This window comes from Paraburkholderia dipogonis, assembly GCF_046027395.1.
In the GTDB taxonomy this organism is placed as follows: domain Bacteria; phylum Pseudomonadota; class Gammaproteobacteria; order Burkholderiales; family Burkholderiaceae; genus Paraburkholderia; species Paraburkholderia dipogonis_A.
The window spans coordinates 21204-42266 of record NZ_JAQQEG010000014.1 but is presented as its reverse complement, the minus strand read 5'-3'; the positions used below and the strand labels follow the sequence as shown (position 1 = coordinate 42266).

13 protein-coding genes and 1 tRNA gene are annotated in these 21063 nt (G+C 62.5%); 10 read left to right on the top strand and 4 right to left on the bottom strand.

What is annotated here, in order from left to right; translation table 11 throughout:
* Window positions 1–178 precede the first annotated feature (178 nt).
* Entirely contained in the window at window positions 179–3652 is a 3474-nt protein-coding gene (locus tag PQR32_RS15850) for a YadA family autotransporter adhesin (RefSeq protein ID WP_408228309.1), read from the bottom strand.
* 590 nt (window positions 3653–4242) lie between these two features.
* Here PQR32_RS15850 and PQR32_RS15845 point away from each other — a divergent pair.
* From PQR32_RS15845 to PQR32_RS15830, 4 genes are all read left to right on the top strand, one after another.
* Complete coding sequence (locus PQR32_RS15845) at window positions 4243–5262, top strand: YVTN family beta-propeller repeat protein (protein ID WP_408203657.1); 1020 nt, start codon at window positions 4243–4245, stop codon at window positions 5260–5262.
* Window positions 5263–5319: 57 nt separating this feature from the next.
* Window positions 5320–6318, top strand: a complete 999-nt coding sequence (locus PQR32_RS15840) for a sterol desaturase family protein (protein WP_408228306.1) — start codon at window positions 5320–5322, stop codon at window positions 6316–6318.
* A 147-nt stretch (window positions 6319–6465) separates the two neighbouring features.
* On the top strand, window positions 6466–7299 hold the full coding sequence (locus tag PQR32_RS15835) for an EI24 domain-containing protein (protein WP_408228303.1): 834 nt from the start codon (window positions 6466–6468) through the stop codon (window positions 7297–7299).
* 19 nt (window positions 7300–7318) lie between these two features.
* A complete protein-coding gene (locus PQR32_RS15830; protein WP_408228300.1) occupies window positions 7319–8155 on the top strand; it encodes a competence/damage-inducible protein A in 837 nt (278 codons plus the stop codon).
* Window positions 8156–8286: 131 nt separating this feature from the next.
* On the opposite strand, the gene PQR32_RS15825 is transcribed toward PQR32_RS15830, so the two are convergent.
* A complete protein-coding gene (locus PQR32_RS15825; RefSeq protein ID WP_012433603.1) occupies window positions 8287–8751 on the bottom strand; it encodes a rhodanese-like domain-containing protein in 465 nt (154 codons plus the stop codon).
* Window positions 8752–9191: 440 nt separating this feature from the next.
* On the opposite strand from PQR32_RS15825, the gene glnA reads away from it, so the two are divergent.
* From glnA to PQR32_RS15805, 4 genes are all read left to right on the top strand, one after another.
* Window positions 9192–10607, top strand: a complete 1416-nt coding sequence (gene glnA / locus PQR32_RS15820) for a type I glutamate--ammonia ligase (protein WP_408228297.1) — start codon at window positions 9192–9194, stop codon at window positions 10605–10607.
* A gap of 188 nt (window positions 10608–10795) precedes the next feature.
* A complete protein-coding gene (gene glnL, locus PQR32_RS15815) occupies window positions 10796–11938 on the top strand; it encodes a nitrogen regulation protein NR(II) (protein ID WP_168794545.1) in 1143 nt (380 codons plus the stop codon).
* Window positions 11939–12050: 112 nt separating this feature from the next.
* Window positions 12051–13568, top strand: coding sequence for a nitrogen regulation protein NR(I) (gene ntrC / locus PQR32_RS15810; protein ID WP_408228293.1), 1518 nt, complete (start codon window positions 12051–12053; stop codon window positions 13566–13568).
* A gap of 113 nt (window positions 13569–13681) precedes the next feature.
* A complete protein-coding gene (locus tag PQR32_RS15805; RefSeq protein WP_408228290.1) occupies window positions 13682–15778 on the top strand; it encodes a prolyl oligopeptidase family serine peptidase in 2097 nt (698 codons plus the stop codon).
* A 15-nt stretch (window positions 15779–15793) separates the two neighbouring features.
* On the opposite strand, the gene xth is transcribed toward PQR32_RS15805, so the two are convergent.
* Complete coding sequence (gene xth / locus PQR32_RS15800) at window positions 15794–16570, bottom strand: exodeoxyribonuclease III (RefSeq protein WP_408228287.1); 777 nt, start codon at window positions 16568–16570, stop codon at window positions 15794–15796.
* A 170-nt stretch (window positions 16571–16740) separates the two neighbouring features.
* On the opposite strand from xth, the gene PQR32_RS15795 reads away from it, so the two are divergent.
* Both PQR32_RS15795 and PQR32_RS15790 read left to right on the top strand, forming a co-directional pair.
* Complete coding sequence (locus PQR32_RS15795) at window positions 16741–17028, top strand: hypothetical protein (protein ID WP_106279408.1); 288 nt, start codon at window positions 16741–16743, stop codon at window positions 17026–17028.
* Between the two features lie 79 nt (window positions 17029–17107).
* Window positions 17108–17184, top strand: a tRNA-Met gene (locus PQR32_RS15790).
* A gap of 409 nt (window positions 17185–17593) precedes the next feature.
* Here the strand turns inward: PQR32_RS15790 and PQR32_RS15785 are convergent.
* Window positions 17594–20530, bottom strand: a complete 2937-nt coding sequence (locus PQR32_RS15785) for an enterotoxin A family protein (protein WP_408228284.1) — start codon at window positions 20528–20530, stop codon at window positions 17594–17596.
* Window positions 20531–21063 lie beyond the last annotated feature (533 nt).

Below are 21063 nucleotides of genomic sequence, written 5' to 3'. Positions count from 1 at the left end.
CACGCCGGCGCTTTCGCGCCGCAAATAAAAAAGCGCGGCGACGCCATGCCTTGTCGGGATGGCGACGCGCGCAAAATGGCGCGGGCCTTTTTTCGGGCTCGCGCCGGTTGCACCACTACATTGATGTCCGGGCCATTGCCGTGACTCGCCTTGGCCCGGCCTGTCCTGCCCGTTCCGCCTACCAGTGCATGCCGGCGCCGACCGACGCGCCGAACTGGCCGCGCGAATCCGTGGTGCCTTGCAGCTTGTAGACCCACTTCCCCGTTTCGGAAATCTGCGATACGCCGATGGCCAACGCCGACTGGCCGGCGTACGTGCCACCAGCCATTGCGACCATGCCGCGACCCGGCAGGACTGCCTGCGGCAAACCGGCCATTGCCATCGCGGACGCCGTGCCGCCGTAGCTGTCGCGGCGGGCCGAGCGGATCTGGTCGTCGGTGTAGCTGTTCGCCTGGCTCACTGCTCCGCTGACGCTTTGCTGCAACTGATTGACGTTGACCGCGTCGGTGCCTTGCACGCCGGCCGCCACGTTGGTGATCTGGCGTTCCTGGCCTGCTGCGCCGATCGATACGCTGTTCGCCCGGTCCGCGATTGAGCCTTGGCCCAATGCGACGGAATTGTCAGCGCTGGCGTTTGCTGCTGCGCCGAGCGCGGTGGCGTTGGCGCCACTGGCGATCGAGTTTGCGCCGAGTGACGTAGCGTTTGCGCCGCTCGCAAGCGAGTTTGCGCCGATTGCGACCGCGTTGGTGCCGGTGCCCTGCGCGCTGGCGCCCGCGGCGACGGACTGCGCGCCGGATGATATGGCGCCTTGGGTATCGCGGTTGCCTTCCGCGCTGAAGAACGGATTGCCCGAGTTGACCACCACGTTGTTGACCGCGCCCGCGATGGCAGCGGTCAGCTGATTGACGTTGACCGCGTCGGTTCCATCCACACCTGCTGCGACGTTGTGGATCACTGTGCCGCCGCTCGCCGCATCGCCACCGAGCGTGACGCTGTTCTTATTGATGCTGCCGTCGGCGTTCTGGTCATACATGACTGCGCGGTCGAGCCTGGCGGCATTGGCGACGCCCTGGTCGCTCACGGCTTTCAACTGCGCGACGTTGACGGCGTCGGTGTCGGCGGTGCCGGCCGCGACGTTCGCGATCTGGCGTTCGTTGCCGGCGGAGCCGACCGAAACCGTGTTCGCCCGGTCCGCGAACGAGCCTCGGCCGAGTGCGACGGAATTGGCAGCCGAGGCGGTCGCCTGATAACCGAGCGCGGTCGAATTCGCGCTGCCTGCGCCGGCCTGATAGCCAAGCGCGATGGAACCGTCGCCCTGAGCGATCGCGGAGCCGCCGACTGCCGTGCTGAAATCGCCGCTCGCCCGCGCGCTGGAGCCGGCGGCAAAGGCAGTTTGCCCCGCAGCGAGCGCGGAACTGCCGATCGCGACCGCGTTGCTGCCGGTCGCGGATGCGTCGTCGGTGCCGTCGTTCAGGCCGTTCGCCTTGAAGTAGCGCGAGACGGTCGCACTGGCCGCTTGCAATTGGCTCAGGTTGACGGCGTCGGTCGCGCGAGTGCCGGCTGCGACGCTGGTGATCTGACGTTCTTTGCCGGCGGAGCCGACGGAGACGCTGTTCGCTCGATTGGCCACCGAACCTTGGCCCAAGGCGACCGAACCGTCCGCTGACGCGTTCGCGTCATGGCCTATCGCAGTTGAATCGGCATTGTTGGCGACGGCGTTGTAACCAATCGCGATGCTGCCGCCTGACGTGGCGGAGGCATACGCACCGAGCGCGGCGGCGCCTGTTGCGGCGGCCGCGGAATTGGCGCCGACTGCCGTGGCGTTGTCGCCCGATGCGGTGGCGAGCACCCCTGTCGCGACAGCGTGCGTACCGGCGGCGACGGCATCGTCCGTGCCGTTGGCGGCGCCGTCGGCCTTGAAGTAGTGCTGGGTGCCGCTTTGCGCAATAGCGTCGACCTTGCCATCGACCGCACTCAACTGGCTCACGTTGACGGCGTCGGTGGCCGCCGCACCCGCTGCCACGTTAGTCAGGCGGCGCTCGTTGCCTGTCGAGCCAACGGACACCTCGCCGAAAGCGTTGGTCGCCTCGACAACGCCGCTCGTGCCAAATTCCTCGCCGGGTTGCCTGAGATTCGCGGTCGTGGTCGAGTTCGCCCCAACGCCGGCACTGTTCGCGGCGGTAACACTGGCGTTGTAGCCGAGCGCCACGCTGTTGGCGCCGGAGACCCTCGCGTTGGCGCCGAGCGCTGTGGAGCCGTCGGCGTAAGCGAGCGAGCCGTAGCCGAGCGCGGATGCGTCGGCCCCGTACGCGGTCGCGAGGTGACCAAGCGCGATGCCATTTTGCCAGGCGCGGGCACCCGCGCCGAGCGCCACCGCGTTTGTGCCGTTTGCTTGCGCCGCATTGCCGACGGCGACGCCGTTCACGCTGCTCGCCGATGCGGCATAGCCAACTGCGATTGCATTCGCTGCCGATGCGCTCGCCTGATAGCCCGTAGCGACGGCGCCGATTGCCGCTGCGTCGGAGTTGTAGCCGATTGCAACGGCCCCGGCACCGGCGGTTTCCGAGTGAGCGCCGCGGCCGAGTGCGACCGAGTTGTCGCCGTCTGCCTGGGCGTTGTAGCCAACCGCCGAAGCGCCGGCGGCGCTTGCATGAGCGTCGTCCGGCGTCAGCGAGTCATCGTTGGTCCGGACGTACTTGACACCGCTGCCGTTCTGTTTGATATAGGCAGTCCTGGTGTCGCCGGCGATCGCATAGAGTTGGGCGCCATTCACGGCATCGGTGCTGCTGGCGGATACTGCGCCCTGATGCACGTTGGTGATTGTCGTGCCGCCCGTGACGCCGCCGTCCGTGGCGGTGGGACCCGCGAGCGTGACACTGTTCATGTTGACGGTGCCGTCCGCATTTTTGCCGTATGTGACAGCATTAGCCGTAGCAGCAGTAATGGCACCCTTGAGCTGACCGGCGTTGACGGCGTCGGTGTCGGCTGCACCAGCGGCGACGCCGGTGATAGTCCGGTTGCCGACGTTGACTTCGCCAACCGAAGTTTGTGGTGCGGTGAGGCCGTAGGCGTTGTACCCGGTCTGGGCGCCGACGGTCGTGATTGAACCCGCGCCGAGCGCGACACTGTTGGCGACCGTGGCTGCCGCCGCATAACCGATAGCGACGGAGTTGAGGTTGGTGGCCCGCGCGGATGCGCCGAATGCCATCGCGCCCAGGCCGCTGACGAGAGCCTGATTGCCGATCGCGATTCCGTAGGTGGCAGTAGTTGCAGTTATCGCCTGCACGCCCATTGCAGTTGAATTGTCGCCCTGCGCGTTTGCCTGCACGCCGTTCGCGATCGACAGGCGGCCCTGCGCGCTCGCCTGGAAGCCCGTCGCAGTCGCGTAGGGGCCCCCTGCCTTTGCGCCGATACCGATCGCAATCCCGCCTTGGCCTCCAGCATTGGGGGCGGTATCGTTTCCGGGCGAGTCAACATTCGTGTCCACGAAGAGGGCGGCTTGCGCCGCCGGCGCGCCACCCGCCAATGCCGCCAAAACCAGCACCGCGCGCGCGATGGCCTTCTTGCGGTTTGTCTTTGATTGTGCAGTCGCAGGCGTCCTCAGCGACGTTTGCGCCGCTTCACACCAAACCAGTGGGTTATTGCTATTCATTATTTTTAAAAACTCCGCAGTAGTGCGTGAGTGCGCGGCGCATGAACGCAGGTGTTCGTGTATGGATTCATCGCCCTGATAAATCGCGCAAAATAAAGATCAGCAGGCTTTGTTTTGGTAAGTCAGCCCTTCGTTCTTTCTCACGTGCGAAACACCGCGTCACGCCCGTGCATCCACGGTTTGAGTGGGTGGGCGATGCAGCGGCAAGATTGTCTAATTTGACGGCAGCACGGGAGATCAGTGAAATCTGAAGTAAGTGCGGAAAAATCGCTTTATGTCGGCGTGTCTCGGTTGGTCAATATGTGAGAAGCGTTGAATAAGGAATGTTCAGAATATATTCTGATAATTATTCGTTTAATCTAGGCAAGTTCCGGTGTTTATATGCTTTCGATAAGATTCGACATTTCAGGCGTGATACTCATTACCGGACGCCTTCAGAAAGACTCGATCGCACTTTCTGTCGAGCCGCTCGCCATGCGCCGCTCCACGGATCGTGCCCCTGATTTCTCTTGCGCCGCAGACCGACCTGCGTCAACCGCTGGCCCCGGCAAACGTTCTACAATGATGGTTGTTCTCCGAAGTGAGTTTTCATGCGTAAATTTTTTCTTCCGGGCTTGACTGCCACGGTCGCCGCGGGCGCGGCGCTGGTCGCCGCCACAGGCTTTTTTTCTCCGGCGGCCCACGCCAACAACGTGATCGTGCTCAATTCCGGTGAAGCCACGCTGAGCCTGATTGACGAAGCGACCCGCCAGGTCGTCGGCACGGTGCCCACGGGCAAGGAACCGCACCACCTGATGGCCACGCCGGACAATTCGTCGTTGATCGTCGCGAATTCGGTGTCGAACAATCTCATGTTCGTGGATCCGAAATCGGGCCAGGTGCAGCGCTGGGTCGAGAACATCGAGGATCCGTACCAGATCGGGTTTTCGCCTGACCGCAAATGGCTGGTTACCACGGGCCTGCGTCTGGACCGTCTGGACATCTATCACTACGACGGCCAGAAGAACCAGATGACGCTGGCCTCGCGCCTGCCGCTCGCGGTCATGCCGAGCCACATGGCGTTCACGAACGACAGCAAGACGGTATTCGTCACGCTGCAGGTATCGGGCGAACTGGCCGCGATCGACCTGGCCACGCAAACCGTCAAGTGGAAGATGAAGGTCGGCAAAGTGCCGGCCGGCCTGTGGATGACACCGGGCGAGAAATACCTGCTGGTCGGCATGACCGGCGCGGATTACGTCGCGGTGGTCGACTGGCGCAACCAGAAGATCGTCAAGACGATCCACACCGGCAACGGCGCGCACAACTTCCGCTCGTTGGCCGACGGCAAGCACGTCGCGGTGTCGAACCGCGTGGCGAGCACGATCAGCATCATCGACGAGGACACGCTCACCAACGTCGGCGACATCACCGGTTTGATGCCGGGACCGGATGACATGGAACTTTCCGCCGACAAACGCTATCTGTGGGTTACGTTCCGCTTCGCGAAGCACGTCGGCATCATCGACCTGACCACGCGTAAGCTGATCCAGACGATTGCCGTCGGCCGTTCGCCGCACGGCATCTATTTCTTCAATCGCGCGCCGGTCACGGCGCCGAACGGCGCCTGATGCAGGTTCATGCCGCACCACGCGAACCGTCACGGATGAAGTAACCAGACCAGCACCATGTTCCATCTGATTTTTTCTTCCCTCGACAACTTCGTCTCCGCCGTGCAGACGTTGTTGTACGTCGACGTGGTGCAGCCGCTGCTGTTCCGCTTCAATCTGATGGATTACGACGAAGACACCTACGACAGCCTGTATTGGGTAATCGTCGGCGTCGTCGAAGTGCTGGCCATGTACGCGGTTCTGCGCCCGCTCGAAGCGCTGCGTCCGGTGGAGAAGTGGCAGAGCCGCAAGGCGGTGCGCGTCGACGTGATCTATACGTGGATCGCCAAGCTCGGCATTCTCAACCTGTTCTTTTTCTTCGCGCTGCAGCCGTTCTTCGACACCGTGCAGGCGTGGCTGCGGCTGCACAATATTTCGAATATCGAGTTCGACAATCTGTGGCCCGGCGTGACCACGCAGCCGCTCGTCACGTTCGTGATGTATCTGCTGGTGCTCGATTTCGCCGGTTACTGGTATCACCGCTGGGAACATCGGATCGGCGTGTGGTGGGAATTGCACGCGGTGCATCACAGCCAGCAGCAGATGTCGCTGTGGTCCGACGACCGCAACCATCTGCTCGACGATCTGCTGCAAGCCTCGTTCTTCGCGGTCATCGCGCTGGTGATCGGCGTGCCGCCGTCGCAGTTCGTCGTGCTGGTCGCCATCACGAATCTCGCGCAGAGCGTCCAGCACGCGAACATCCGCCTGTACTTCGGCTGGCTGGGCGAGCGCCTGCTGGTCAGCCCGACGTTCCATCGCCGCCATCATGCGATCGGTTACGGCCACGAAGGGCTGAAATACGGTTGCAATTTCGGCGTGCTGTTTCCGTGGTGGGACATGCTGTTTCGCAGCGTGTCATGGAGCCGCGAGATGGAGCCGACCGGCATCAGCGATCAACTCGAAGGCCGCCGTTACGGTGACGGTTTCTGGGCGCAGCACTGGCTCGCCTTCGTGCGCATCGCCGGGCGTCTTTCGCCGAAACGCCGCACCGAAAGCAACGACGCCGCCGCCGTTTGAGCGCACTTCCTCCCACGCCGCCGGTTTCCCCGGCGGCGCGTCACGTGGTTTATCCTGTTCACGTTTGCGACCCCGCGCCGGGTTGCCCGGCGGGTTCGTCGCGCGGTTCGCTCCATTCCATCGCTTCCTTCACCGGCACTGGCTCGCATGAATGATCTGTTGCGCTCGTTCGGGCGCGCGCTCACCAGCGCGCTCCACCCGCGCATGCTCTGGCTGACCTTCCTGCCGTTTCTCGCGGCAACGGTCGGGTGGGGCGTGATCCTGTGGTTTTCCTGGCAGACGCTGATCGGTGCGACCCGCACCTGGCTCGAAGGCTGGTCGTTCACGCTCACGCTTTATCATCTGTTCGACTGGCTCGGGTTTTCGGCGCTGCACGCGGCGATCGCGCCGTTTATCGTGATCGCGATGACGATTCCGCTGATCGTCGTCACGGTGTTGCTGCTGATCGCCACGCTGTCGATGCCCGCGGTCATCCGCTTCCTGTCGGCGCGCCAATTCCCGAGCCTGGAAATGCGCCGCGGCGGAACGTGGTACGGTAGCCTCGGCCAGGCGTTGTGGACCACGCTGGTGTGTCTCGTGCTGTTGATCGTCACGCTGCCGCTCTGGCTCGTGCCGCCGTTCTTCGCGCTGATTCCGCCGCTCCTGTGGGGCTGGCTGACGTATCGTGTGATGAGCTATGACGCGCTCGCGCTGCATGCCACGCGTGACGAGCGCCGCGCGCTGGTGCGGCGCTTTCGCTTGCCGCTGCTGTTGATCGGCATCGCGAGCGGCTTGCTGGGTTCGCTGCCTACGTTGCTGTGGGCGTCGTCGGTGTGGCTGATCGTGCTGTTCCCGGTAGTCACGGCCGTGACGATCTGGATCTATGCGTTCATCCTCGTGTTTTCGGCGCTGTGGTTCGGCTACTACTGTTTGCGCGCCCTGCAACGCATGCGCGCGGAAGAGCACGGCGGCGTGCGGCACGCGGCGCCGGTTCCTTACTGATTAAACCAAAGAGGCGGCAATGGCATTTGGCGTCATCATCATCGGCGATGAAATTTTGTCGGGCAGGCGTATCGACAAGCATCTGCCGAAGGTCATCGAATTGCTGGGCGCGCGCGGGCTGTCGCTCGGCTGGGCGGAGTACATCGGCGACGATCCGGAGCGCATCACCGCGACGCTGCGGCGCACGTTCGCCTCGGGCGACATCGTGTTCTCCACCGGCGGCATCGGCGCCACGCCGGACGATCACACGCGCCAATGCGCGGCGGCCGCGCTCGGCGTGCCGCTCGAATTGCACCCGGAGGCCGCGAAGCTGATTCAGGAGCGCATCCGCGACATGTATCCGGCGAACTCGGCCGCGCCGCTCGATCTGGAGTCGCCGGAGAATCGGCATCGCCTGAATATGGGCACGTATCCGCAGGGTGCGTCGGTCATTCCGAACGGCTACAACAAGATTCCGGGCTTTTCGATCAGGCAGCATCACTTCGTGCCGGGTTTCCCGGTGATGGCGTGGCCGATGATCGAGTGGGTGCTGGATACGCAATACGCGCATCTGCATCACGCCATGCCGCACGCGGAGAAGTCGCTGCTGGTGTTCGAGTTGCCGGAGTCGCGCCTCACGCCGCTGATGGAAAAGATCGAACGCGATTTTCCGGGCGTGCGGGTCTTCAGTCTGCCGAGCGTGGGCGATGCCGAACGCGGCGGCGTGTACGCGCGTCATCACATCGACCTGGGTGTGAAGGGCGAGCCGGAAGCGGTGGCAGCGGCATTCGTCAAGCTGCGGGAAGGCGTGCACCTGCTGGGCGGCGATATCGTCGAACCCGAGGCGGCGGCTGCGGCGGCGAAGCCGCGCGCCTGATCCGCGCGACATGCGTTTATTCTGGTTCGGGCGCTGCGGCGCTCGTTTTTCACCGCGCTTGACGCCGATTCTGGGCGCGGCAGAGGCGGATCATCGGCCTGTCACATTCAGCGCTGACGATGTGCCTGTTTTCACGCGCCGATCCACGGCAACCCGCGAAAGCACCAGCCCGACACCGTCTTCCGATGCCCCTGTCCGTCCTTGTCGCCTTCGAAGCCTTCCAGCAGGTCGTACGCCTTGGTGAAGCCGGCCTGGGTGGCGGCGATCGCGGCGAGCTTCGAGCGTGCGGCGCTGCGGCATAGGAACAGCACCGGCGTATCGGGCGTGGCGACCTGTTTCAACTGCGCGAGAAATTCCTGATTCGGCACCGCGCCCGGGTAGCGCGTCCATTCCACGTGGGCGTATTGTCCATCGCCGATCACCGGTCGGCCGACCCAATCGAGTTCGGCGCGGGTGCGCACATCGACGAGACGGGTGCGCGGATCGAGCTGCAGCAGTTCGAACGCTTCGGCGGGCGATATCGCACCCGCGTACGGCAACTGATTCTCGGTGCGGCGCTTGTCCGCGCTGGCGTACAACTGTTCGAGCGTGCTCATGAGCGCAAATCTCCTTCGGACCAAATGACCATTCTAGCGCGCGGCGTGAGACGCGCACGCGTGGCGCGAGCGGTGGCGAACGGGCGTGCGTCGCAACCAGGCGAGTGCGCAGACATGGTGCAAATTTCGCGAAATGCACCAAAATAGAGATGTCATCCGTTGCCGATTTGGCGGATGCACGTATTTGGTGCGGCGCTTCGTCCAAAGATTTCGGGGCTGCATGCCGTGCGGTGCGCCCATTCCCCGCAAACGCGCGCGCAGTGTGGATTTGCGCCGGGTTGGCGCATACATGGCACAGAAGCTGCTTTATTGGTGCCGATCGATTTGTCCAGGCAGACTTTTATGCTCATCCTCAACGATTGAGGGTGGACGTGCCGGGACGGGTCAGCTAGATTGGGCGGCGGCTGAATCCGCCGAATTCGTTAATCAGGAGATAGGTTATGAGTAAATCCGTGGCCGACGTCGTGCAACTCGTCAAAGACGAAGACGTCAAGTTTGTCGACTTTCGTTTCACCGACACGCGCGGCAAAGAGCAACACGTTTCGGTGCCGGTGTCGGCATTCGATGAAGACAAGTTCGAAAGCGGCCATGCGTTTGACGGTTCTTCGATTGCCGGCTGGAAGGGCATCGAAGCCTCGGACATGTTGCTGGTCCCGGATGCGAACACGGCTTTCATCGACCCGTTCTACGAAGAATCCACCCTCGTGCTGACTTGCGACGTCGTCGAACCGGCGGACGGCAAGGGCTACGAGCGCGACCCGCGCTCGCTGGCAAAGCGCGCTGAAGCCTACCTGAAGAGCACGGGCCTCGGCGACACGGCATTCTTCGGTCCGGAACCGGAATTCTTCATTTTCGACTCGATCAAGTTCGGCACCGACCAGTCGGGCACGTTCGTCAAGATCGGTTCGGAAGAAGCACCGTGGTCGTCGTCGATGGACTTCGAAGGCGGCAACACCGGCCACCGTCCGGGCACGAAGGGCGGCTACTTCCCGGTCGCTCCGGTCGACACGTTCCAGGACATCCGCTCGGAAATGTGTCTGCTGCTCGAACAGATCGGCATTCCGGTCGAAGTGCACCACCACGAAGTCGCGGGTCAAGGCCAGAACGAGATCGGCACCAAGTTCTCGACGCTGGTGCAACGCGCCGACTGGCTGCAGCAAATGAAGTACATCATCCACAACGTCGCGCACACGTACGGCAAGACGGCAACGTTCATGCCGAAGCCGGTGGTCGGCGATAACGGTTCGGGCATGCACGTTCACCAGTCGATCTGGAAAGACGGCACGAACCTGTTCGCAGGCAACGGTTACGCAGGTCTGTCGGAATTCGCGCTGTTCTACATCGGCGGCATCATCAAGCATGCCCGCGCGCTGAACGCGATCACGAACCCGTCGACGAACTCGTACAAGCGCCTCGTGCCGCACTTCGAAGCACCGGTCAAGCTGGCTTACTCGGCACGCAACCGTTCGGCATCGATCCGTATTCCGCACGTATCGAACCCGAAGGGCCGCCGTATCGAAACGCGTTTCCCGGATCCGATGGCGAATCCGTACCTGTGCTTCTCCGCGCTGATGATGGCGGGTCTGGACGGCGTGCAGAACAAGATTCACCCGGGCGAAGCTGCCGACAAGAACCTGTACGACCTGCCGCCGGAAGAGGATGCAAAGATCCCGACCGTGTGCGCCGGCCTCGACCAGGCTCTGGACGCGCTGGACGCGGACCGCGAATTCCTGACGCGCGGTGGCGTGTTCACGGACTCGATGCTCGACGCGTACATCGAACTGAAGACGGGCGAGCTGCAACGCTATCGTCAGTCGGTGCACCCGATCGAATTCGAAATGTACTACTCGCTGTAAGCGGCAATGGCGCTTCGCCCTTCACACGGCGAAGTGCTTTGCCCGACGCTCGCGATCGGTCACGAAGGGACGGCGGCGCCGTCCCTTTTTCGTTAGACCGTGCATAACGTTTGCGGCGTATGGGTATTGAGCAGGGCAGCAGGCGGACTACCTGATTTATCACCATCTCCTATCGGCCAGACTGCAAGATGGTTCTTAAGAATCTGATCAAGGCAAGGAAAGGGCACGAGCAGGCGCTCTCGGACGACGCTCAGCTCGTCAGTTCCGGTTTGCTGCCGGGCTTCGAGGCGTTGCCGACGGTCGTGCTGGTGCTCGAAAAGCGCACGCTGCGCGTCGCGTTTGCGAATCCGTCGGCAGAGTCGATGCTGGAGCTCTCGCGCCGGCAACTGACGCAGATGGCGTGGCCGGACATCTTTTCGAATGCCGACGAACTGGTCGCGACCATTTCCGCGATCGCCGCCCACCGTTTTCACGCGACGCATCTGGACGCCGTGCTCGAGCGTCCGGGCCACGAGCCGCTGCATGTGCATGCGATCGTCGGTTTTCTGGAAGGCGCGCAAGACTACGTGCTGCTCGAACTGTTCGAGAACGAGCGGCATTTACGCACCGACCGCGAGGAGCGCATCAACGACCTCACGGCGGTCAACAAGCAACTGATCCGCAATCTCGCGCACGAAATCAAGAATCCGCTCGGCGGCATTCGCGGCGCGGCGCAACTGCTCGAGTTCGAACTCGGCGAGCGTCAGCGCGACGAATTGCGCGAGTACACGCAGGTCATCATCAAGGAATCGGACCGGCTGCAAACGCTGGTCGATCGTCTGCTCGAGCCGCACCGTCATCCGCATATCGTCGGCGACGTGAACATCCACGAGGTGTGCGAACGCGTGCGCCAGGTGATTCTCGCCGAGTTTCCGCGCGGCCTCACCATCGAGCGCGATTACGACGTGAGCGTGCCGGACCTGCGCGGCGACAAGGAGCAACTGATCCAGGCGCTCCTGAACATTGTGCGCAACGCGGCTGAAGCGTTGCGCGAACGTATTTCGCAAGGCGATGCGCGGATCGAATTGCGCACTCGCATTGCGCGCAAGATTACGGTGTCGAAACGCTTATGTAAGCTGGCACTGGACTTGCATATCACTGACAACGGCCCAGGCATTCCCGAAGAAATCCGTGACCGCATTTTCTATCCGCTCGTGTCGGGGCGCGAGGACGGCAGCGGTCTCGGACTGACGCTCGCGCAGACCTTCGTGCAACAGCACGACGGTTTGATCGAAGTGGATAGCCGCCCGGGTCACACCGAGTTTCAGATTCTGCTGCCGCTCGACTGCTAACACATGCCTCGTGAGAAAACGCCGGGCCGCCCCAAGTTTTCTCACTCCCCCTCGGGGGCCTGGCGCGAAGCGACAGGTTTGGGGGCACTCTTGAGACTTCTGACCGACCCATATGAAGCCGATCTGGATAGTAGACGACGATCAATCGATTCGCTGGGTGCTCGAAAAAGCACTGGCCCGCGAAAACTTCGCGACCCGCAGCTTCGCGAACGTGCGCGAGGCGTCGGCCGCGCTCGACCACGACAGCCCACAGGTGCTGGTGTCCGACATCAGGATGCCCGGCGGCTCCGGCCTCGAATTGCTGCAAACCGTACGTGACAAGGTGCCTGGCTTGCCCGTCATCATCATGACGGCGTTCTCGGATCTGGATAGCGCGGTCGCCGCATTCCAGGGCGGCGCGTTCGAATACCTCGCCAAGCCGTTCGACGTCGACAAGGCGGTCGAACTGATTCGCCGCGCGGTGGACGAAAGCATGCGCGGCGAACAGACGTGGGACGAACGCGTTACCGAAGCACCGGAAATGCTCGGCCAGGCGCCGGCGATGCAGGACATGTTCCGCGCGATCGGCCGCTTGTCCCATTCCGCGGCAACCGTGCTCATTACCGGCGAATCAGGCACCGGGAAGGAACTGGTCGCGCGTGCGTTGCACCGACATAGCCCACGCGCGAACGGTCCCTTCATCGCGCTGAACACCGCGGCGATTCCAAAGGATCTGTTGGAATCCGAATTGTTCGGCCACGAGCGGGGCGCCTTCACCGGCGCGCAGGCCATGCGCCAGGGCCGTTTCGAACAGGCTGAGAACGGCACGCTGTTTCTCGACGAAATCGGCGATATGCCGTTCGATTTGCAGACACGTCTGTTGCGCGTGCTGTCGGACGGGCAGTTCTATCGCGTCGGCGGCCACAATCCGCTGCGCGCCAATGTGCGCGTGATCGCGGCGACGCACCAGAATCTCGAATCGCGTGTGCGTCAGGGGCTGTTCCGCGAGGACTTGTATCACCGGCTCAATGTGATTCGCTTGCGCTTGCCGGCTTTGCGCGAGCGCAGCGAAGACATTCCGCTGCTCACGCGTCACTTCCTGCAAAAGAGTGCGCGCGATCTCGGTGTCGAGTCGAAGCGCGTGTCCGAAGAGGCGCTGGCTTATCTCGCGTCGTTGCCGTTTCCGGGCAATGTGCGTCAGTTGGAGAACCTGGCCAACTGGCTCACGGTGATGGCGCCCGCGCAGACCATCGAGATCAAGGACTTGCCGCCTGATCTCGGGCCCGCGCAAGCCGGCGTGACCGATCTCGCCGGCGGTGGCGGCGGTGCGATAGGAACGGGCGACGCGGGCCTCGCAGGCGGCGTGCCGGTCAACGGCACGAGTGCTGCCACGCATCCGGCCGCGGCGGGCGGCATGCCGGTCGCGACCACGGTCAGCGCCTGGGAAGGCGGCTTGCGCACCGAAGTTGCACGCATGCTGCGCGAGAATGCGGCGGACGTCATGGACGAACTCGCGCGTCGTTTCGAAGCGGCCGTGATTCGCGAAGCGCTCGACTTCACGCGCGGACGCAAGGTCGAAGCGGCGGAGCGTCTCGGCATCGGCCGCAATACGATTACGCGCAAGATTCAGGAACTCAACCTCGAGCCCTGAGTGTCGCGTGGTAGAGCGGGGCGGCGCGCGCGCCGCTCCGGTCATTCGCTTGTAAAACGAGGCACGGGCTGCCACAAGGCATAATCAACGCTGTTTTCATTCGACAGCTGACGATGCCTGCTTCTCCCGCTCCTTTCTCGTGGCCGCTTTCTCCCGATCCCTTCCTGTCGCTCGAAGCGCTCGACGACCCTGACGCGCTCGCGTGGGTCGAACAGCAGAACGCGCGCACGCGCGCCGCGTGGTGCAACAGCGAGGAATTCGAGTTGCTCAGGCAACGGCTCGCCGACGCCTATCTGCCGCGCGAACGTCCGGTGATTCCCGATCGCTGGAAGGAGTGGGCTTACGACCTGTGGCAGGACGAGCGCAATCCCAAGGGCATCTGGCGGCGTACGACGTGGGCGGCGTGGCGTGGCGGCAAGCCGGAGTGGCAGAACCTGCTCGACTTCGACGCGCTCGGTGCCGCCGAAGGCACGCCCTGGGTGTGCCTGGAGCTAGACATTCTCTATCCCGATGGCGACCGCGCGCTGATCACGCTGTCGCCAGGTGGCTCGGATGCGCTCGTGGTGCGCGAGTTCGACATCGACGCGCGACGTTTTGTCGACGACGGCTTCGTGATAGCGAAGGCCGGCAAGCACACGGCGACCTGGATCGATCGGGACACGCTTTACGTCGGCTGGGATAACGGCCGCAAGACGTTGACGCGCTCAGGTTATCCGCGCGAAGTGCGGCGCTGGACGCGCGGCACCGCGCTCGCCGACGCGCCGGTGGTGTTCAAGGGCGCGTTCGGCGACATCGGCGTGGAAGGGCACTACGATCCGGTCGAGCAGCGGCACACGGTGGTGAGCAGCGTCGATTTTTTCGATTCGCAGACGTATTACCTCAATGGTGCCGATGGTGCCATCGACGCATGGCGCCGCTACGAAGTGCCATCGCATGTCGCGGTGAGCGGCTGGCAAGACTGGCTACTGCTCGAACCGCGGCTCGATTGGGACTGCAATGGCGTGCATTATCCGGGCGGCGCGTTGCTGGCGATCCGCGAAGATGCGTTCCTGCGCGGCGAGCGCGACGTGCTGCCGCTATTCACGCCGACGCCGCAAACCTCGGCCTGCGAGTGGACGCACACGCGCAACCACCTGATCGTGTCGTACCTGGAAGATGTGCAGAACCAGACCTTGCTGTTGACGCCGTCGCAAGCCGACGACCAGGCGTGGCATTGGCAGCAGCGTGTCTTTCCAACGCGCGACGACGCGCAAGCCGACGTCTCGCCCGTCGAACCGACGCTCGACGACGAAGTGTTCGTCGATACCGACGATTATCTGCAGCCGCCTGCGTACTGGCTCGCCGATCTCGCGCGCGACGATCTGAGCGAATGGGAGTTGCTCGACCGCTGGCCGACCCAATTCGACGCGACGCAGTTCGCCGTCACGCGCGGTCACGCAGTTTCCGCGGACGGCACGCGCGTGCCGTACACGGTGATCGGCCCGCGCGCCGCGCAACAGCACGCGCGTCCATGCCTGCTCAACGGCTACGGCGGCTTTGCGATTCCGTTGCTGCCGAGCTATCTCACCGGGCAAGGCATCGGCTGGCTGGCGCGCGGCGGCGTGCATGTGGTCGCGCATATTCGCGGCGGCGGCGAGTTCGGCACGCGCTGGCATACGGCGGCGCAAGGCGAGCATCGCCAGCGCGCGTTCGACGATTTCATCGCGGTGGCCGAGGCGCTCATCGACACGGGCGTGACGAGCGCCGCGCAACTCGGCATTCAGGGTGGCAGCAACGGCGGTTTGCTGGTGGCGGCGTGCATGGTGCAGCGCCCCGAGCTGTTCGGTGCCGTGGTGTGCGAGGTGCCCTTGCTCGACATGAGCCGCTATCATCTGCTGCACGCGGGCGCGTCATGGATCGACGAATACGGTGATCCCGACGAACCCGATGACGCGGACATGCTGGCCGCTTACTCGCCGTATCACCGTGTGTCGGCAGACGTTGTGTATCCGCCTGTGCTGTTCACCACATCGACGGCCGACGACCGTGTGCATCCCGGCCACGCGCGCAAGATGGCGGCGCGCATGCAGGCGCTCGGCGCGGACCACGTCTGGTATCGGGAGAACACGGAAGGCGGGCACGGCGGCTCCGATGAGCTGGAGCAGGCCGCGCATGATGCGATGGTGTTCGAGTTCCTGTGGCGTACGTTGAACGTATCGACGCAGGCCTGACGTTGTGAGGAAGGATCAGCCGAGCTGCACGACGACCGGCGCGTGGTCCGACGGCTGATCCCATTTGCGCGGCACCTTGTCGACGTCGCAGGACGAGCATACGTCAGCCAGCGCCTTCGACAGCAGGATGTGATCGATGCGCAGGCCCGCGTTGCGGCGGAACGCCATCATCCGGTAGTCCCACCACGAGTAGATCTTCTCCGGCTGCTCGAACTGGCGGAATGCATCGACGAGACCGAGCTCGATCAGCCGCACGAACTCCGCGCGTTCTTCGGGCGACACGAGGTTCTGGCCTTCCCACGCTTTCGGATCGTGCACGTCGCGATCTTCCGGCGCGATGTTGTAGTCGCCGAGCAGCGCGAGTTTCGGATGCTGCGCCATCTCGCTCGCGATCCAGTCGTGCAGCGCAGCAAGCCAGCGTAGTTTGTACGCGAACTTGTCGGTGCCCGGCGCCTGGCCGTTGGGAAAGTAGGCGGAGATGATGCGCACGCCTTCGATGGTCGCGGCAATCACGCGTTGCTGTGGATCTTCGAAGCCCGGAATATTCCGCACGATGCTGCCTTCGTCGACCGTCAGGCCGCCGCGCACCAGAATGCCGACGCCGTTATAAGTCTTCTGTCCGGCGAACCAGCTGCGGTAGCCTTTCTCTTCGAGTTCGCCGCGCGGGAATTTTTCGTCCGGCAGCTTCAGTTCCTGAAGGCACAGCACATCGGTGCCGCTGGTTTCGAGCCAGTCGATCACATGCTGCTGGCGGACTTTGAGGGAGTTAACGTTCCAGGTGGCGATTTTCATGACATTCTCTTTTTCTTGCGTAATTCCGATAGTTCCGCATCTTATCGCGCGGACGAGGAGGCAGTGAAAAAGGCCCCGCCGCGGCATCGAAAATAAAAGCGCGAGCCGCTCATGCCGCGGCGTATAGTGGGACCACTCACACTCGCACTTTTGCGCATCGGGGAGGCACCATGGCCGAACTTTACCCAGCTCTTTATAAGGACTTCGAAGTGCATCCGCTGGTGTTTTCGCGGGCGTTCGACAAGTTCGACGGTCACAAGCGCCACTCCGAAGGCTACGACGTCGCGGTGCGCGTCTGCCGGCCGGGAGCGATCAGCGGCTCGAAGGCGAGCCGCGTATTTCGTCTGGTGCTGCCGCTCACGTTCTCCGATTTCGGCGTGGCCAAACGCAGCGCGAGCCAGTACGGCGCGGATATCATCGACGGCAAGGTGGAAGGCGCGACGGTCCAGGATTTGTGAGTCGTTTCACGCGTGTGAAATAAATTCGCGCGATTGTTTGACGTCTTGCGAACATCTCTATACAATCCGTTTTCTCTGACGCGGGGTGGAGCAGTCTGGCAGCTCGTCGGGCTCATAACCCGAAGGTCGTAGGTTCAAATCCTACCCCCGCAACCATACCTAGAGACACATTTCCGGCAGCACAGACGAGCAGCTGCGCGGAGATGTCGTCAAAAGACGCGAAGTAGGCGTCGTCCCTTTGTTCTATTCCTATCGGTCCCATTAGCGTCGCAGTGATTTGTCTTGCCTCGTTGGTCGCGTCGCCGGTTAGTGCCTCTTTCAGTTCCTGCTGTTTTTTGCCCTGCTCGGCTTGTGAGCTTCATGCAATCGCCCAGGTCGAGTTGCGTGGCGACGGCACATTCAGCTTTCTTCTGCTTGTCAGTCGAGAAGCGCGCATAGAGTGCCGCTCGCATTGTCTATCGATCTCCGCGTTATTGCCGCCCTGCGGTCCACCCCCGCGCCATATTTGATCAACCGCGCTTCGCAATGCGCGCCATGCAATGCCGCAGGTGTGGCTGGGGTTTTGTTACGGCCTTGACAACTTGCGTTTGAGATTAAGGCGTTCGCTCTCCCGGAACTGAAGATCTTTCCAGACATCGTCGCTGATCCGGAAGTTGCTCGAAATCCGACTGATGTTTTGATAAAGAACCCTACCGCTGCTCAAATCGACCGTCGTCTGCCAGACAGGCTTACCACCAAGCGTTCGCACTTGGAGCCAGCCCGGGCCGGTTGGGACTGCGTAGAAGCCGTCCCGGAAGATCCAGGCGGCATTATGCGAGGTCAGCCAATCAATCACCGTCTTGACTCCGCCGGTTCGTTCCACCTGCTTCTTATAGTCCACGAAGTTACCGTGGAAAAATTCACCCGGCGGGTCCGTGACAAATTGCGTCGTGCCCCCCGGCAACATGGAATCCGGATCCCGATCGAACTTGTACAACTGTTCGCGGGTGCCGGCCGTGCTACTCCAGTGGGAGTTTTTGTTTGAGACGGGCGGTGTGACCGCACTGCCGCTCGAGTCTGTCAGTTGCCAGCTTGACCTGTTTCCTGCGTCGTAGTTAGTGACAAACGGCGTAGCCACAGATTTGCCTACAGTCAGGTATTTGAGGTCCTCAACATGAACGAGATGGAAGGGATTGATGCCGTCGGGGCGGAAAACGCCGTTCAGGTTGTTTGGGTCCGTGGGGATCGCGCCTACGTAGAGGTAACCATCGTGACCGACACGCAAGACCTTTTTGTCGTCGTTCGCAAAGTGGAAACGACCGTCGTCGCCCATTGTGAATTGCCTCGTGTTTCTGGGCGTGCTGGACGCATAGGACGCCGAGTAGACATAGAGGTTGTTCTTTGCGTCGGCATAAAGTATGTACGGCCGACCTTCTCCGCCGTAAGCCTTCAGAGTCATCGGCCCGTGATAGTCTTTATGGGCTGCCTGCCGCGCCGCTGCCTGATGCACTTTCAACCGTGCATTGACATAGAAGTTGGCCTGTGTCAGGTTGGGGTCTTGCTTGGGACCGGTACCCACCTGCTGTCCGTTTTCCATAACCTGTGACGTGAACGGCTTGTAGGTGTCCCACCCCCAGGCGGGGCTGTCCATCGGGAAGCGGGCCAGCTGAGGCTGCGCTCCCGCGGTCCGCGTGTAGTTGTACACGTCCCAGCGAAAGTCCGGGTTGCGCGTGAACCGCGATACCTTCCCATCTTGGCGGTCTTTCTGCAGGTCCTGCGTCCGCCACCAGCCGATGATCTGGGTGTTATCGATGTGCCCCAGGGCGGCAAATTCGTGGTTTTCTGCCGCGACGGTGAGTGGGCCAAGGCTGCCGTTTACATCCACCATGTTGGGGGACGGCGCGACAAGGTAAATATAGCCGTCACGGGACTGATGTTGCTGGCGGTCGACGGCGGCCGGTGGCGTTACGAATGTTCCGAGGTAGCCGGCACTGTCTGTCTCCCCTTCGTGGGACGCGATGTCGAAATTGTGAGTTTGCAGATTGACGTCCCGCAGCGGTGTCTGTCCGGCACTGAACCCACCTCTTTTTTTTACTTCGTCCGGCGTTTCCGTCGATGGTCGAAACAGCGCCCGTGGATCGGTGGTCGATTGCGAATCCGTTGAACGTTTGTGCTCGATGTGCAGATAATTTTGAAGCTCGGCCGGTGCGGCTGGCAGGTCCGCGCGTGGTGGAACGAGCGGACCAGTCGGCGGCAGCCCCCCAGCGCGGTCCGCGTCGTCAAGGGTGGAGTTTCGTGCGGGTGACAACGCTTGTGTCCCTGCGGCTCCCTCGTTTGCGCTTTCACTGGCGAACCACGTGGTCGTGGCATGGTCGATTCCGCCGTCGGCACTATAGCCGGAGTTGTAGATGCCGCGTATAGCGGCCGATAGATCGTGGAAACTATCGTACGTATAGACACCGGAATTGGGATCATAAAGCTCGTATTGATCGCGCGCGAAATCACTATTGACATTGAGCCGCTGCACGATGATCGGACGACCAGGTTCTCGTCCGGACGATCCCGGGGCCTGGGGGGCCAACGCCAGATCGACGACCGCGAAGTCGTTGTGCAAACCGACCGTTGCGCTGTCGCCGATGTACGGTCTGCTAAATTGTGTGCTCAGATCGCCGACAAGATCGTCCGCAGTCCTGATACCGAGCCTGCCGCCGTGTCGGACGTGATTCGCCAGATCGATGGTAGAGGCCGACTGATAAAGCTCGTGAAGGTTGTTCGAATCGGAGATGACCCGCTGGCGCGGCGCTGGATTTCTCAGCAAGCTGCGTAAGTTGTCCGTGATAGCTGTAAGCGTTGACGCTCTCGGAGAGACGACTTCCCGTAGCACATAGGTTGCCAGGCTCTCGCCCGGACTGCGGAGGCCGGATTGCTCCGCACCACCGGGAAAGAGCCTGTCGAGCGATATTCCATTTGAGGACGCTGAACGCTCCTGATAGATTTCATCGTCACAGTTTGGCGCTGGCGGCCCATAACCGCCCGGTCCTTGCGGCGGTACGGGAACTGGAGGCTGCGTTCTAACTGGAGGCTGCGTTCTATTCACCTGCGATGTCGCCGAGTACACCTGAATTTTGAACGGGGTGGCTTGATACCCGTTCGCGATTCCGGAAGAGGAGCGGCTTGTGAACGCAGAGTCCATGTACGCTCTTAGCGCACGTTCTGTATTGGCCCAGTCTTGATACTCGAAGGCACCATTGTTGGGATCGAAGATCGTATAGTGACCGTTGCCTCCCCTCTGTACGAGAATGGCGTGCCCGTAGTCCTGTCGATCCGCTGGCGACTCCAGGCTCAATTCGACGTAGGCGAAGTCGCCGGGGTTCGCCAGCCGTTGGTGCAATTCGCGGGCGAACAAAAGGATGCGCACACTGCGCGGCGCATTTCCACCGTATCCGTGCGAAACGCGCCGCGCATAGCGGCTGAAGCCAAGCGTAGTCTTGCCGGTCTGGAAGTTCTGGATGCGACTGAACATATCTCGGCGCGTGGTAGAGGAACCGGTGTCCACGTGCATGTTGTGCACGGCTGCCATTAGCGACAATGCGGGCCGACCCGGAGGTATGGTTGTCGTTGGCTGATCGCTCAGGGCACGATCGATCCGCCGCATGGCTTCCCGAACCATTCCTCCACATAGGCCGCCACTCGCTTGCCCGCGGCTCTCGCGATAGTCGACCTGACTGAAGTATTCGGAACCAATGGCGTTTTGCCTCAATGCGTTGCCACCACGATCCGTAGTGCATTTACTGAGAACTGGACCGCGTTGCTGCCGCGGTCCGCCCTCGTCGGACTCTTCAGTGTGTTCAAGGGCGACCGGCGTCTCCGGGCCGACGTGGTAATCGTTTGTCGCGCCGGCTCCCCTTGCTGTCGGAATGTCCCCGGTCGACAACGTGCTTACGTAGCGAGTGGTAGACGTACGCTGGCCAGCGTGGAGATTCGCGCGGTGTTTCGTCGCGAGTTGGGTTCGAGGAGCGATGTCGGTTCGACTGTTCGGTAGCGCCTCGTGAGTTC

Coding starts and splice junctions, on each gene's coding strand:
- PQR32_RS15795 (WP_106279408.1), top strand. CDS start 16,741: ATGGCCGAACTTTACCCAGCTCTTTATAAGGACTTCGAAGTGCATCCG.
- glnA (WP_408228297.1), top strand. CDS start 9,192: ATGAGTAAATCCGTGGCCGACGTCGTGCAACTCGTCAAAGACGAAGAC.
- PQR32_RS15785 (WP_408228284.1), bottom strand. CDS start 20,530: ATGTTCAGTCGCATCCAGAACTTCCAGACCGGCAAGACTACGCTTGGC.
- xth (WP_408228287.1), bottom strand. CDS start 16,570: ATGAAAATCGCCACCTGGAACGTTAACTCCCTCAAAGTCCGCCAGCAG.
- PQR32_RS15845 (WP_408203657.1), top strand. CDS start 4,243: ATGCGTAAATTTTTTCTTCCGGGCTTGACTGCCACGGTCGCCGCGGGC.
- PQR32_RS15830 (WP_408228300.1), top strand. CDS start 7,319: ATGGCATTTGGCGTCATCATCATCGGCGATGAAATTTTGTCGGGCAGG.
- ntrC (WP_408228293.1), top strand. CDS start 12,051: ATGAAGCCGATCTGGATAGTAGACGACGATCAATCGATTCGCTGGGTG.
- PQR32_RS15835 (WP_408228303.1), top strand. CDS start 6,466: ATGAATGATCTGTTGCGCTCGTTCGGGCGCGCGCTCACCAGCGCGCTC.
- PQR32_RS15805 (WP_408228290.1), top strand. CDS start 13,682: ATGCCTGCTTCTCCCGCTCCTTTCTCGTGGCCGCTTTCTCCCGATCCC.
- PQR32_RS15840 (WP_408228306.1), top strand. CDS start 5,320: ATGTTCCATCTGATTTTTTCTTCCCTCGACAACTTCGTCTCCGCCGTG.
- PQR32_RS15850 (WP_408228309.1), bottom strand. CDS start 3,652: ATGAATAGCAATAACCCACTGGTTTGGTGTGAAGCGGCGCAAACGTCG.
- PQR32_RS15825 (WP_012433603.1), bottom strand. CDS start 8,751: ATGAGCACGCTCGAACAGTTGTACGCCAGCGCGGACAAGCGCCGCACC.
- glnL (WP_168794545.1), top strand. CDS start 10,796: ATGGTTCTTAAGAATCTGATCAAGGCAAGGAAAGGGCACGAGCAGGCG.